The sequence below is a fragment of the Paenibacillus sp. ACRRY genome, assembly GCF_022346995.1.
In the GTDB taxonomy this organism is placed as follows: domain Bacteria; phylum Bacillota; class Bacilli; order Paenibacillales; family Paenibacillaceae; genus Paenibacillus.
Window position 1 is genome coordinate 1 of sequence record NZ_JAKRNM010000017.1, and the last position, 14,242, is coordinate 14,242.

Annotated in this window: 16 protein-coding genes and 1 rRNA gene; 15 read left to right on the forward strand and 2 right to left on the reverse strand. The window is 45.3% G+C overall.

Annotation, left to right across the window (positions count from 1 at the left end):
• Window positions 1-105: ribosomal RNA gene (rrf, locus tag MH144_RS28495) — 5S ribosomal RNA — on the forward strand; the annotation flags it as partial.
• Window positions 106-306: 201 nt separating this feature from the next.
• Window positions 307-747 carry a hypothetical protein gene (locus MH144_RS28500; protein ID WP_239305592.1) on the forward strand — a complete coding sequence of 147 codons (441 nt, stop codon included), beginning with the start codon at window positions 307-309 and terminating at the stop codon, window positions 745-747.
• Window positions 748-1,372: 625 nt separating this feature from the next.
• Here MH144_RS28500 and MH144_RS28505 read toward each other — a convergent pair.
• Complete coding sequence (locus MH144_RS28505; protein WP_154896935.1) at window positions 1,373-1,897, reverse strand: hypothetical protein; 525 nt, start codon at window positions 1,895-1,897, stop codon at window positions 1,373-1,375.
• A gap of 475 nt (window positions 1,898-2,372) precedes the next feature.
• On the opposite strand from MH144_RS28505, the gene MH144_RS28510 reads away from it, so the two are divergent.
• From MH144_RS28510 to rsmI, 12 genes are all read left to right on the forward strand, one after another.
• The gene (locus MH144_RS28510) at window positions 2,373-2,558 is read left to right on the forward strand and encodes a sigma factor G inhibitor Gin (protein ID WP_095293335.1); all 186 of its coding nucleotides are present in this window, start codon (window positions 2,373-2,375) and stop codon (window positions 2,556-2,558) included.
• 289 nt (window positions 2,559-2,847) lie between these two features.
• Window positions 2,848-4,533: an aminotransferase class I/II-fold pyridoxal phosphate-dependent enzyme gene (locus MH144_RS28515; protein WP_239305593.1), complete on the forward strand. Its 1,686-nt coding sequence runs from the start codon at window positions 2,848-2,850 to the stop codon at window positions 4,531-4,533.
• 176 nt (window positions 4,534-4,709) lie between these two features.
• Window positions 4,710-5,081 carry a CidA/LrgA family protein gene (locus MH144_RS31130; RefSeq protein WP_481857407.1) on the forward strand — a complete coding sequence of 124 codons (372 nt, stop codon included), beginning with the start codon at window positions 4,710-4,712 and terminating at the stop codon, window positions 5,079-5,081.
• Complete coding sequence (locus MH144_RS28520; RefSeq protein ID WP_239305595.1) at window positions 5,057-5,749, forward strand: LrgB family protein; 693 nt, start codon at window positions 5,057-5,059, stop codon at window positions 5,747-5,749. Before MH144_RS31130 ends, MH144_RS28520 begins: the two co-directional genes overlap by 25 nt.
• A gap of 226 nt (window positions 5,750-5,975) precedes the next feature.
• Complete coding sequence (gene tmk / locus MH144_RS28525) at window positions 5,976-6,623, forward strand: dTMP kinase (RefSeq protein WP_239305597.1); 648 nt, start codon at window positions 5,976-5,978, stop codon at window positions 6,621-6,623.
• A 59-nt stretch (window positions 6,624-6,682) separates the two neighbouring features.
• A complete protein-coding gene (locus MH144_RS28530; protein WP_017691391.1) occupies window positions 6,683-7,012 on the forward strand; it encodes a cyclic-di-AMP receptor in 330 nt (109 codons plus the stop codon).
• 285 nt (window positions 7,013-7,297) lie between these two features.
• Window positions 7,298-7,741: a YaaR family protein gene (locus MH144_RS28535; protein ID WP_127540844.1), complete on the forward strand. Its 444-nt coding sequence runs from the start codon at window positions 7,298-7,300 to the stop codon at window positions 7,739-7,741.
• 9 nt (window positions 7,742-7,750) lie between these two features.
• Window positions 7,751-8,722 (forward strand): DNA polymerase III subunit delta', encoded by a 972-nt coding sequence (gene holB / locus MH144_RS28540; protein ID WP_239305599.1) that lies wholly within the window; start codon window positions 7,751-7,753, stop codon window positions 8,720-8,722.
• A gap of 118 nt (window positions 8,723-8,840) precedes the next feature.
• Window positions 8,841-9,641, forward strand: coding sequence for a PSP1 domain-containing protein (locus MH144_RS28545; protein WP_183526975.1), 801 nt, complete (start codon window positions 8,841-8,843; stop codon window positions 9,639-9,641).
• A gap of 28 nt (window positions 9,642-9,669) precedes the next feature.
• Window positions 9,670-10,038, forward strand: coding sequence for a DNA replication initiation control protein YabA (gene yabA / locus MH144_RS28550; RefSeq protein ID WP_095293343.1), 369 nt, complete (start codon window positions 9,670-9,672; stop codon window positions 10,036-10,038).
• A gap of 98 nt (window positions 10,039-10,136) precedes the next feature.
• Window positions 10,137-10,925 carry a tRNA1(Val) (adenine(37)-N6)-methyltransferase gene (locus MH144_RS28555; RefSeq protein WP_239305600.1) on the forward strand — a complete coding sequence of 263 codons (789 nt, stop codon included), beginning with the start codon at window positions 10,137-10,139 and terminating at the stop codon, window positions 10,923-10,925.
• Window positions 10,926-11,807 (forward strand): 16S rRNA (cytidine(1402)-2'-O)-methyltransferase, encoded by an 882-nt coding sequence (gene rsmI / locus MH144_RS28560; RefSeq protein ID WP_239305601.1) that lies wholly within the window; start codon window positions 10,926-10,928, stop codon window positions 11,805-11,807.
• A gap of 277 nt (window positions 11,808-12,084) precedes the next feature.
• Here rsmI and MH144_RS28565 read toward each other — a convergent pair whose 3' ends face one another.
• Window positions 12,085-12,339 carry an AbrB/MazE/SpoVT family DNA-binding domain-containing protein gene (locus MH144_RS28565; RefSeq protein WP_024633700.1) on the reverse strand — a complete coding sequence of 85 codons (255 nt, stop codon included), beginning with the start codon at window positions 12,337-12,339 and terminating at the stop codon, window positions 12,085-12,087.
• A gap of 318 nt (window positions 12,340-12,657) precedes the next feature.
• Here MH144_RS28565 and MH144_RS28570 point away from each other — a divergent pair, with 318 nt between their 5' ends.
• Complete coding sequence (locus tag MH144_RS28570) at window positions 12,658-13,935, forward strand: HD domain-containing protein (RefSeq protein WP_239305602.1); 1,278 nt, start codon at window positions 12,658-12,660, stop codon at window positions 13,933-13,935.
• The last annotated feature ends 307 nt before the right edge of the window (window positions 13,936-14,242 follow it).

The window sequence follows — 14,242 nt, forward strand, 5'->3', positions numbered from 1 at the left end:
AGCGGAGGGGTTCCACACGTACCCATCCCGAACACGACCGTTAAGCCCTCTAGCGCCGATGGTACTTGGACCGAAGGGTCCTGGGAGAGTAGGACGTTGCCAAGCAAAGAACCACTGCCGAAGATACTCGGTGGTGGTTTTTATTTGTTTATAAGGCTGTGTTAAGAGGATGCAAGCGTCATCAGAAGGTAACAGTATTGTTACAGAATATAAGTAAGAAATCAGTATAATAGGACTATGTTAAATATGCTAAAAGTACCTGACCACAGAGCTGTGAAATGTGCAGCTGTGAAAAGGAGGGTGTATGTGTTAAGTTGGCGGAGACTTGGGCTGTATTCATTTCTAATGATTGGTTTGTTGGGTGTGCTTACAGGATGCGGTGATGCAGGACCTTCCTGGACTTCATATGAAGGCGCAGTCAACGAGAAGAGTTTCCCTGTACCGAAAGTAGCGAATAAATCGGACCAATCCGGAAACAATTCGGAGATGGACTATGTTCGATATACATTGTCTGGTATTAGTGAGAGCACCAGCTTGCCTGAAGTATATCTAGACGAGATTAAAAGCTGGGGCTGGACGGAGACACAAGCCAAGAGTGCATCAAATACCTCAAACTCTCTTCGTGTGTTTGCTAAAGAGGGGCATATTGTGCATCTAGCTGTACATGATGGATTCTTTACGCTGATGGTACCTCGAAATGATACTGCGACAACAACGGTGAAATCCCTTGTTGATGATGAAGAGTAAGCGTACGGTTTGTTTTGTAACATTGTAATGTTCAGACGATACAAGTTCCCGTAAGCCTACGGGGGCTTTTTTTATTTCGGTGAAGAGGAGATACGCTGCGTTAGTTTAGAAGGCTATAAGTCCTTCCTAAACCTGATCCAGATAACTTGAGCTTCATAAGCTGCCAAGTTAATTTACGTACCATGGGCTCCATATGCTCCTGTATTAGAGGGAGGGCCCTAAAGTAGCATTTATGGGCGTGTAGCGATCTCAGTCATGGCAGTCCAAGACACTAGATAAAGTGTAGAGACACGAGCTAAGAGTAGGTTTGAGGCGAAGAGGAGCAGAAGTATAGCTGCTTATGGAGTTAGCCTAACAGCTAAAGTGTCTGATCAACAGATAGAGGAGAGAACGGGACTAAAATAAGTGGGGATAACCTTGATCGCTTGTACCCACGCTGTGGATAAAAGGAAGGTTAGCTAGAACAAACAAAGGTTATCCACTGTGGATAACCTTTGTTATTTATTAAAGAGTAGGAATGCTCGATTGCTTATGAAGACCAAAGGCCATTTTTTAAGACAAGCTGGGAGCATGGTTTATGTATTGCACTTGTACATAATGCTTTTTTAGAAATGAGGTAAGGCGTTTATTGCAGATAGTACGAAACGTCCTCTTCATTTAGTTTGATTAATCCGTCTTTGCGTTCACGTGAGAGAATCATAACCACGTACAGACGGGGGAAGAGCAGCCACAGATGCCAGAAAATCAGTGAAAGCGTGAAGGACAGCGGAGACCAGATCAGGCAAACGGTAATGATGCATAGTCCAATCCAGCTCATGTTCAAATGTACTCTGACAAACATACGGTAGCTAAAGTGCTGATCCGGAATGTAACCTAACCAAGGCATATGGAAGTTCCAGCGCCAGCGTTTGGCATAAGAAGCACGGACCAGAAGCAATATGGTTCTGGCAATGACATAATGAATCCAAAGGGTGATCGGCCCTGCCAGCAGAAAAAAGAAGAGGCCGGTCCAGGAGAATGCCAGTAAATTAAAGAAGAGCATAATGATAGGCAAGCACAGATAACTGTAGATGACACTGCGGGCAATAGCCTTTTTTTTCAGAAGCCGGTATTGATAAAATGTAGCTTTATTCTCCGGTTCAGCGGTCATACGATTAAAAATCCTCCTTTTGGGATCACGTTCGTGTGTGGACGTATGCTTATTACGTTGCTGTCATGTAAATGATCCATATGCGTATATGAACCTTGGAAGCGCTGTAGGGATAATGTACAAGTTTAAGAGTAGGAGACCTCATACAAGTATATCCTCGAACATATCGGCTGTCAGGTTCTGATGTATTATATATCGGCTGAAAATCAAAGTTTTTTTAAGATTATAGAATATAAGTTTTTAGTGGAGCCGAAGGTGAAAGTGTACATAAGAGGGAGGAGTTAATTTTATGGAGAGCATGAGGACAGAAAAGTACGAGCGGTATGCGATTTATTGAACTTTTGAATCGGTACAGACACCCAATGGGTGTTGGGCGAATATATATATTTTACAGAAAGAAAGCACTATGAAAAGGTTTAAAATAATAGAAACTGTGCAATACTGATAGTAAACGTAAAACAAGGTGGGATGGTTGATGGAAGAACACACCGAACACACATGTATTATCTGCGAACAGAAAAAAAGAGAAGGCATTTTTATTGTATCTGAATTTATATGCGATGCTTGCGAAGCAGAGATGGTTCATACTGATGCACAGGATGCCAAATATAATTATTTTATACACCAAATGAAACAGATTTGGGTGCAAAAAAACGCATAATGACCATAAACCGAAACATCCATTGATGTAGGTGTATTCAGGGGCCCATAGGGCCTTTTTCTGTTTGGTACGGGGAAATGTAGAACAGAGGATTGTGAAGAAGCCGTGGATTTGGCAAAAAGACTGATATAATAAAAGGGTTATTGAGGAACAGAATAAGAGTAATCTTGTGCTTTTCACTTAATACCTTATTGAGAGAGGGACAGTTCGCAAAAGAGCCCTTATTATAATAGGAAGTTAAAGAGCAAACGTGAATCCAAATTTAATGATTATATAGGAAGGTAATTCTATGAAATACAAACCATATCATGCTCCTTTGTACGAGGCTCTGCTTCATTACCAGGAGTCGGGAAATCGTTCTTTTCATGTGCCTGGGCATAAGAATGGACAAGCTTATCGAGGTTGGATGAATCCAGAAAATAGGAAGCAGCACGGAAGTTCTGACGTTATGCCAATGGCGGCCTTTCTCGACATGATGCAGATAGATGTAACGGAAATAACCGGTACGGATGATCTCCATCATCCAGAAGGGGTGATTCTGGGAGCTCAACAGCTGGCTGCTGATTGTTTTGGTGCGGAGGAGAGCTTCTTCCTTGTGGGTGGTAGTACGGCTGGTAATTTGGCTATGCTGCTAACAGTGTGTGATGAGCCAAACAGCATTGTACTAGTACAACGTAATGTACATAAATCAGTCATTCATGGGCTGATGCTTGCTGGCGCCAGAGCTGTGTTTCTGGAGCCACATGTTGATCCATCCAGCGGACTTGCTGTTATGCCGTCGGTAGAGACGGTCGGGGCTGCTGTCCAGGCATATCCTGAGGCAAAGGGGGTACTAGTTACTTTGCCGAATTATTACGGCATGGGCGCTGATCTGACGCCCATAGCCGACATATGTCACGCTGCTGGCATGCCACTGCTCGTGGACGAAGCGCATGGCGCACATTATGGACAGCATCCAGAGCTGCCTGCTTCAGCCCTGTCATGCGGAGCGGACGGGGTGGTGCAGTCGACCCATAAGATGCTGTCTGCCTTCACCATGGGAGCCATGCTGCACATACAGGGACCGTTGTTGAATCGGTCCCTGCTGAGGCAGCGTCTGGCCATGGTGCAGAGCTCAAGCCCATCATACCCGGTGATGGCTTCGCTTGATCTTGCACGCCGCCTGCTGCATGTGCAGGGCGCAGACACTTTCACGGCGGGGCTTGCCGCCGTGGATGCTTTCAAGCGCGGCCTTGCAGAGCTGCCGCGCTTTCAGCTGCTGCAGCCTGTGCAGGCGCTGCAGCAAGAGCAGCCAGCCGAGGCAGAGCCGGCTGCTGGCGGTAACAGGGCCGCCGATGCATCGGGGCGGCCAACAGCACCTCCCGCGGCGGCGATGCCATCTGCCGCGGGTTACACCGCTCAGGACCCGTTCAAAGCCGTCATATATGACGGGGCGGGGGTACTGAGCGGTTATGGGCTGCAGCAGCAGCTGGAAGCATACGGCTGCGTGCCCGAGATGAGCGACGAACGGTACGTCGTCCTGCTCTTCAGCCTTGGCTCAACGCGAAGTGACGCTGAGCACCTGCTGCAGGCGTTAGAGCGCATTAGTCAAGCCAATGAGAATGAGCTTAGACAAAGCCTGAACGAGCGACCAACGCAAGCTCCGAAGAAGGCAGTTCACTATATTTCCACGTGGAACAATTTACTAGATGCATCGGTGAAGTCCTTTTCAGAGCCTATATCATTCTCCCTACAACCTATATCAGAAAAAGACACAGCAGAAGTTGAACTCGAAGACTGTGCAGGCTATCGATCCGCTGAGATGATTATTCCGTACCCTCCAGGAATCCCAATTCTATATGCCGGGGAACGAATAAGTCCTGCTACAGTGAAACGTATAAAGCTTCTGAGGGATGAAGGGGCGAGGTTTCATGGTGCAGCGGATGGCACTCTTCGCTCATTGAAGATCATGAAAGAAGGGGAGAAGTTAAGTTAAACCCAAAATATGGGGCAATACTTCTCATTATGTACTCACTCCTTCACTTATTTCTCAATCATTTTATTATTCGTACCATCTAAGACATCATGTGCGGTCTGGACATAAGAAAGAAGGGAATTATTTTGGATATTCCGATAAAAAAATATACAGGAATAGTCCTGCAAGTCATGTTAATGTATGGCTTTTATTGGATAGGAACCTGGATACAGTCTATATTGCATCTACCTTTGACAGGCAGCATTGTAGGAATGCTGCTTTTGTTCATTGTCATTCAAATGGGGTGGATCAGGATCAGCTGGGGAAGTGAAGGTTCATCCTGGCTACAGTCTAATCTGCAGTTATTGTTTATCCCGCCTACGGTAGGTATCATTAATCACTTTGATTTCTTTACTGCGAATACAATTCTGCTTGTGTTGGGATTGATCCTCAGTACTCTAGTAACTTGCTTGCTATCTGCCAAAATTGGTGAGTGGCTCATGACGTGGATAAGATCGCATCGAGACAAGAAGGAGGCGATCACATGTCAACATTCATCATCGGAATAGCTATGATTGCTCTGACTGTGGCCTTGTATATCCCGGCAACTCGTCTATATAAGAAGGTAAAGTGGCCAATTCTTATGCCTGTATTAACAACAACGGCAGTAATTGTAGTTATTCTGCTTATTACAGGAATTAAACTGGATACCTATATGCTGGGTGGTAAATGGATACAGGATCTTCTGGGGCCTGCGGTCGTTTCCTTAGCCTTCCCTTTATCCAAACACATGGATGTGTTGAAACGGAACGTCATTCCTATTCTAGGTGGTACGCTTGGAGGGAGCATCGTAGGGATGTTTACCGGAGCATCGGTAGCTCTGCTGCTTGGTTATCCCAAAGATATCGTGATCGCCTTACTGCCAAAGTCAGTCACTACTCCTGTTGCCATCCAGTTGGCAGATCAGGCAGGAGGCAACGCATCATTTACGTCTCTATTTGTAATGATTGCCGGTTTTTCGGGGATATTACTTGGGCCGCTAATGATGAAATGGATTCGAATCAAGGATAATAGTGCATATGGCATTGGACTCGGCTCAGCATCTCATGCACTTGGCATGGCCAGATCTTTTGAATATGGCGAGAACGCTGTAGCATTAAGCTCCGTCTCCATGATTGTCAGTGCGATAGCTGGATCATTGTTCCTTCCCTTATGGGTATCCATTATCTATGGTTGACCGGTCTTCTCTATTGAAAATATTGGCGGAATAGCTGACCACTATCGCTTGATCATGTATAGTATTATAGTAAGAAGCTTGTACAACATGGCCCAAAGAACAATACCATGATCATGAACATACACCTCTGGGCGTGTCATTTCATAATCTGAAGTAGTAAGATCAGGCCATATAACATTCACAGCAGGGTAAGATGCCATTATCGACATAGAAAGCAGGGAAGCATATGCAGGGCAGAGGTAAATTCATTACGTTGGAAGGGGGAGAAGGGTCCGGTAAAACAACGATGATCAGCAGATTGGGTTCTTACTTCGAGGAACAGGGTATACCTTACGTAGTTACTCGTGAACCTGGCGGGATCGAGATCGCGGAGAAAATACGTGCAATTATCCTTGACCCTCTCCATACAGCAATGGATGCACGTACCGAAGCACTGCTCTATGCAGCTGCACGCAGCCAGCACTTGGCCGAGAAGGTGGAACCGGCGCTGAAGGCAGGCAAGACGGTCATCTGTGACCGCTTTGTCGACAGCAGTCTGGCATATCAAGGTCATGCACGTGGGCTCGGAATAGAGAATGTCTGGGCCATTAACCGGTTCGCAATAGGTGAACTCATGCCCGATGTTACACTATATCTGGACATCGAGCCTGAAGCTGGTCTTTCCCGGATTGATGCCCACGATGGACGTGAGGTAAACCGTCTTGATCTAGAGAGCCTGGAATTCCATCGTAAGGTTCGGGAGGGGTACTTCCTGTTGAAGGAACAATTCCCGGAACGAATCCATGTTATTGATGCTTCCAGACAACCTGATGAAGTCGCTGCAGCATTGATTTTGTCGTTAGAGACAGGGATTTTGAAGGATTTTGGCGAGTAACTGTCTAATATATAGACAGGGCATTTCAAAGGTGCTTATTCTGAAGGAGGTTATGCAGGATGAAACTGATTGTTGCGATTATACAGGATAAAGACAGCAACCGATTATCCAGCGCATTGGTCAAAGCTAATTTTCGTGCAACGAAATTGGCCAGTACCGGTGGATTTTTGAAGGCAGGCAACACGACGTTTATGATCGGTGTCGATGATGGTCAAGTCGAGTCCGTAATGAATGTCATTCGCAGCAGCTGTAAGGTTCGTGAACAGCTCGTGACTCCGGTCACACCGATGAGCGGAACAACCGACTCTTACCTGCCGCTGCCTGTTGAAGTCCAAGTGGGTGGAGCTACCGTGTTTGTTCTGCCAGTGGATCGTTTTGAACACTTCTAATGAAGCATTCTGTGTCTATGATGCAAAATGATTGCTGGTGTTCTTAGGCGACTTATATGCGTCCTTCTTGATAACAGGAATCGGCGCTTTCCGTCCGAAATTAGGCCATCTCATGAAGGGAATGTTTCTTTTTCGGGCGGAAGTTGACTACCAAGCAGGTTAATGGTGGCAAGTTTTATCTACCATTATATATAGAGACTCATACAAGGGTATCTTCCACGCACAGGCGCAGCGCGCACTGTGCTGATGGTCGATGGCCTACTATACTAGAAAGCAGGCATATCGATGAAAATCAATCCTGGATTCAGGCCGATGCAGAGTGGGATCAATTCTACGGACTCCAGTTCCAAACCGGTTCAATCCAAAAGTTTCTCTGACATGATGAGTCACCAGGGCGAACGAGCCTCACAAGCCGAGCTTAACCGCCGACTAAGTGAAATTCAGATGCAGGGCGATCGCTTGGCACGTTCCATGACGATTCGTGAACTGAAAGCATACAAGCAGCTTGTCAAAAGATTTCTGGAAGAAACGGTTCGCCGGGGTGTATCCATGAAAGAGACCAGAGGATGGGATCGGCGGGGCAGAGGAAAAAGATACAAGCTAATCGATGAAATCGACTCTGCGCTGTTATCCATGGCTGATGAACTGCTCGAAACGGAAGAAGGTAAAATCACGTTATTACAACAAGTAGGAGAAATTCGGGGAATGCTTATTAATTTAAGCTTCTGAGGAGGAAGTATGTCCTTTCAACAAATTATGGGTCAGCAGGCAGCCAAACAGATGTTGCAGAGCAGCTTGAGACGCCAGGCAATCAGTCATGCGTATTTGTTTAGTGGGCCAGCGGGTAGCGGGCAGCTGAAGACAGCGGTGACGTTTGCCAAAGCCATATTCTGTACAGAGCTTGAAGATGATGCCTGCGGACAATGTTTGGAGTGCCGCAAGGTCGAGCATGGTAATCATCCGGATCTAACGATGCTTGCACCAGATGGAAACAATATTAAAATCGATCAGATTAGGGATCTGCAGCGTATTTTCTCATATCGTTCAGAGGCTGGCCATCCCAAAGTTTATATTATAGAACAGGCAGAAAAAATGACCGTACAGGCGGCGAATAGTCTGCTGAAATTTCTGGAAGAACCACAGGTGCCTGCGGTAGGAATTCTGATCACGGACAATGGCCAAGCCATGCTTCCGACCATTCGTTCACGCTCACAGCTTGTTCCTTTCAGTGCACTAAATCCGGAAGAAATGCTGCAAGCTTTAATTGCGGAGGGCTACCCGGCCAATCTCGCAAGTTCAGCGGTTCAGTTGGCGTCAGGACTCGAATCATGTAGAGAAATTCTCCAGCAGAATTGGTTTGCAGAAATTAGAAACGTAATGTTACAATTAGGGAAGGAGTCCCTGGGCAGAGGCAGCACATCATTAATCTCTGCACAGCAGAAGCTTTTTAAAACCGGACTCTCAGAACATCTGGATATTATGCTTAGTCTATTCCATTTATGGTTTAGGGATATGCTGTACGTCCAGCACGGTAGGCATGAACATATCGTTTTTATAGATCAGTTGGACATGCTGTCTCAGTTGGCAAATACCCGCAGCACGGAGCAGTGGGTGTCCTATATGGATTTGGCCGCAGCATGCAGAAAAAAATTGCGTTTCAACGTCAATGGCCAGCTTTGTCTGGAGCAATTTTTGATCGGTTTGGCATAAGGCTGGGGAGAGGACAGTTTTTGTTCCATTCATATGCAAACGGTTAGTACTTCGGAGGGTTCCCTAAGAAGACAGGGCTTCAGACGAAGTGGGATTGGCTTACAAGGGGGTTAATTTTTTGTATAGTGTAGTGGGTGTCCGTTTCAAAAAAGCGGGCAAAATTTATTACTTCGATCCCCTGGACCTTCCCATTGAGAAAGAAAACTGCGTTATCGTGGAGACAGCGCGGGGGGTAGAGTACGGTAAGGTAGTTGTTGGCAAGAAGGAAGTAGGCGAGTCCGATGTAGTGCTGCCGCTCAAAAAGGTCATTCGGGTTGCGGGAGATACAGATGCCCGTGTGGTGGATGAGAACAAGCGGGCAGCCAAAGAAGCATTCGGTACTTGTTTAAATAAAATCAAAGACCATGGCCTCAAGATGAAGCTGGTCGATGTGGAATTTACGTTTGATCGCAACAAGATCATTTTTTATTTTACAGCTGAAGGAAGAGTAGATTTCCGGGAGCTGGTCAAGGATCTGGCAAGCATTTTTCGGACACGGATCGAGCTGCGGCAGATTGGTGTGCGGGATGAGGCTAAGATGCTTGGAGGAATCGGACCTTGCGGCCGTGTATTATGCTGTTCTTCCTGGTTGGGAGACTTTGAGCCGGTATCTATCAAGATGGCCAAAGATCAGAGCCTGTCACTGAATCCGACGAAAATTTCAGGGTTGTGCGGAAGACTCATGTGCTGTCTGAAATTTGAGCATGATAACTATGAAAGTGTGAGAGAAGAACTGCCGGCTGTAGGCAAGTTGGTCGTCACCTCTATGGGTGAAGGGAAAGTTGTCGGCATCAATGCCGGTAATCGCACAGTCCATGTTCAACTGTTCGACATCAGTAAAGTCAAAGAACTTCCGCTGGATGACGTCGTTATCAAGTAAACCATAAAGGTTGCTTCGGGGTGGAAACTTGGAAAAGAAAAATCTGTTTACGCACATTCATGAAATGGAAACCCAATTGGGTCAGTTGCACAGTGATTTAGGAGAGTTAAAAATGATTGTCAAAGAGCTGCTTGAAGATAATCAGCGGCTTACGATTGAGAATGAGCAGCTACGCAAACTGCTCAAGCGTGAGGCTCCGGTAGATCTACCTGTTTCATCTGCACTGGCTCCAGCCGCTAGACCGGCAGGTCCGGCTACAGGTGAAGATGTGGTAGGTGAAGGATATGATAATCTGGCCCGGCTGTATCACGAAGGATTCCATATCTGCAATGTCTATTACGGCCATTTGCGGACGGAAGGCGATTGTCTGTTCTGCCTGTCTTTTTTGAATAAATGAAGTGACCGTAGGGAAGAGCCCCTACGGTTTTTTTTCAAGGTTATAGACCTAAACTAAAGCTAAATGCGATATAGAGTACCGGAGGATGAACGTATCATATGACAGCCAATGAAGCTAAAGAAGTAATTTTGCATGAATCAGAACGGATTGATGATCTGCTCTCTCATGATTTGAGAATCATTCAAAGTGATGAAGTATTCAGTTTTTCCATGGACGCCGTGTTGCTCGCTCGGTTTGCTTCTGTTCCTAAACGAGGCCGTGTACTCGATTTATGTACGGGGAATGGGGTTGTTCCCATTCTGCTGACAACGCGTACACAGGCCGCCCTGGAAGGGATTGAGATACAGCCCCGATTGGCTGATATGGCACGGAGAAGCGTGCAGCTGAATGCTCTGGACCAATCGATCACAATCCATGAAGGCGACCTGCGGGAATTGGTGAAACAGACAGGGCATGCTGTGTATGATGCGATTACCGTGAATCCGCCGTATATGCCGCTGAATGGAAGTGATCTTAAAATGAATACACACCAAGCCATGGCCCGTCATGAGTTGGGATGTACATTGGAGGAAGTTATTCAGGCATGCAATCGCCTCGTGCGTAATGGAGGAAAAGTATCCATGGTTCACCGCCCTCAACGGCTCGGCGAGATTATCTCTCTAATGAGGGAGTACAAGCTTGAGCCGAAGCGGATCCGAATGGTACATCCACGCGCTCACCTCGAAGCCAACATGGTGTTAATCGAAGCGTTGAAGGATGGCAAACCGGAAGTGCGCATGCTTCCGCCCCTCATTGTCTACAATGAAGAAGGAACCTACTGTGATGAAATTATGGATATTTATTACGGATCACAACATACAACGCGTACTACGGAAGGAGGAGTGTAAGTGACACTGCACATTCAAAAAAGTTATGCTGAAGTTCATGATGGCAGGGGTAAATTATATTTGGTTGGAACACCTATTGGAAATCTGGATGATATGACATTTCGAGCAATTAAAACACTGCAGAGTTGTGATATTATTGCGGCAGAAGATACAAGGCAAACCCGAAAGCTGCTCACTCATTTTGAAATCACCCCTTCCATGTTATTTAGTTATCATGAACATAATAAGGCGGCAAGTGGCCCTGAACTGATACGCTATATAATAGAAGGAAAAAATTTGGCACTGGTCAGTGATGCTGGTTTGCCGGCCATCTCAGACCCGGGTTCTGATCTGGTACAACTAGCCATTGAAGCAGGGATTCATGTTATTCCGATTCCGGGTGCCAATGCAGCATTGTCTGCTCTCATTGTATCCGGACTACCGACGGAACGCTTCACGTTCGGCGGCTTTTTGCCGCGCGAGAAAAAGGATATGCGAAAAGTGCTGGAGGGTTTTGACGAATCTAACGGTACCTTGTTGTTTTATGAGTCACCGCATCGTATTCGCAAAACGTTGGTCAATCTGGAAGAGATTCTGGGGGATCGTTCGGTTGTGCTGGCTCGTGAGCTGACGAAGCGACATGAGGAATTTGCACGTGGCACGGTTCGCGAGTGCATAGACTGGCTGGAGGAACATCCGCCAATTGGAGAGTACTGTTTGCTTGTGGAAGGCATTAAGGAACAGGAACGTAAAGCAGAGCGTGAAGCCTGGTGGCAACAATTGTCCCTGGAAGACCACGTCAGCCATTATGAAGGTGAAGGACTACACCGCAAGGATGCGATGAAAAAAACAGCAGCAGACCGAGGATTAACGAAACGTGATGTATATAACGCGCTAATCTAATGCTATGCAGGATCCAAACACACGGTTAAATAGGGGAACATAACCTGAAAAGTTTCTTATTGGAAACCTTAGCGAAATATTAAAAGTCCGAGGCGGTGCAAAAATATTTTTGATTTTTCACCGCTTTTCTAGTTATGGATGAGCTGTATCAGGGTTTGTCTGAATGGGGTAATAAAAAAAAGACCTTCCAACGGTGGGGTTCACACCGGGAAGGCAAGTAAGGAATATAAAAAGGTTAGAATTAACAATTCAATAAGTCCATTATACCTGAAATTTCTTATTTTGTCACAGGTGCAGGGATTTCGGAAATACATTCGTTACAAACAATTTTACCTTTGAAGTATGTTACGTTCTCAGCGTTACCACAGAAGATACAAGCTGGCTCGTATTTTTTCAACATGATGCGCTCACCGTCAACATAGATTTCCAGAGCATCTTTTTCACCGATACCCAGTGTACGGCGCAATTCGATTGGAATAACTACCCGTCCCAGTTCGTCTACTTTTCTAACAATACCTGTTGATTTCATCATTATAATCAGTGCTCCTCTCAGCTACTTATCATTGTCATTATTCGACATTATTTTATGTTTTATGATACTCATCATACCAACGATTCCCAAAACAGTCAACCTTAAAATTAGCTTAAAATTAAGGCTGTTTTTGATAAGATTACGGGTGGCAAGGGGTTAAGAGCGATTTTTCATATTTAAACATCAATGTCAGCTTTGTCGATTTGGAAAACATTAAAAGTACCTTATTCGACAAAATTCGTCATTATGTGTCGAATAATCGGGCTGGATAAGACTGAAAGCGACAAACACAACTCAAATAAAAGGGAGCGAAGCGACATGGAACAGCGTTTAACGGAAGAGAAAGTGTTTAAAGATCCGGTACATAATTATATTCATGTGCAAGATCCGATTATATGGCAGTTGATCAATACACCAGAGTTTCAACGCTTACGACGGATCCGTCAGTTGGGAACATCCTATTTGACTTTTCACGGTGCTGAACACAGCCGGTTTTCACACTCATTGGGCGTTTACGAAATAACACGAAAGATTATCTCTCAATTTGAAAGAAGTCACTACTCCGATTGGCCTAAGGAAGAAAAAGCCGTTGCTCTCTGCGCCGCATTATTGCATGACTTGGGTCACGGGCCATTCTCTCACTCCATTGAAGAAGCCTTCGACATGAATCATGAGGACTGGACCTGCCGAATTATCCTTGGAGATACCGAAGTGGGGGCAATCCTGAGACGGTATGCTCCCGATTTCCCAGAGAAAGTGGCATCTGTTATCCAAAAAACATATGAAAAGCCAATCGTCGTAAATCTGGTCACTAGCCCGCTTGATGCAGACCGGATGGACTATTTGCTTCGAGATGCTTACTTCACAGGTGTAAACTACGGAACCATCGACCTTGACCGCATCCTGCGAATGCTTCGTCCCTATCACGGGAGAATTGTAGTCAAGGAATCGGGAATGCATGCCGTGGAAGACTATTTGATGTCACGTTACCAGATGTACTGGCAGATTTACTTCCATCCGGTGACCCGAAGCTCTGAAATTATTCTGAGACAAATATTTAAGCGTGCGAAAGAGCTGGTGAAGCAGGGATTCCAATTCCGTTTTATGCTGGAGCCGTTACCGCAGCTGTTTGACGGAGTGCTCTCTGTTGATGAATATTTGCAATTGGATGAGGCTTTAATACAGACAGCATTCATGCAGTGGCGCAAAGAGAACGATACTGTTCTGAGCGAGTTATGCGAACGTTTTATGGATCGCAGGTTGTATAAGTATGTAGAGGTCGAACAGATCGATGTGGAAACGATTGAAGAAATTCGGGTTGCCTTTGCCAAAGCGGGTCTTAATCCCGAATATGATCTGGAAATTGATTTTCCGACAGATCTTCCGTATGATGTTTTTCGTCCGGATGAATCAACAGACAAACAAATTCTGCTGCTGGATAGACAGGACAAGCTGCATGAATTGTCCGAGGTTTCAGACATCGTCCGTTCAATTAGCGGAATACATCGTGGTAAGCACCATCTGTACTATCCGCAAAACAAGGTGGACGCCATCATTCACGAGCTGCCATCTCATATTCGCCCATACTTCTCCTGATCATGAAGTGAGCCTTGAAGAGCAAATTTTTTACAAATTAGCTATGATAGAAAGAATTTCTAATTCGAGATATTATCATGATACAGTAATCTGCTTTAATGGAGAGTATATGTAGATCGACATAATTTTGTAATGTACACTTTTTTTGAACAAATTGAGGTCATAAGGACTCCTATATATAGTAGAAATTAAATTTGGTAATTCCACATGTTGTACTCTGAAAAATCAATTATGATGATAAAATGTGTGCATTTTATATAATTTTGATCGGGATAGAAAATAGTTATTCGACAGGAAGGGAGAAATA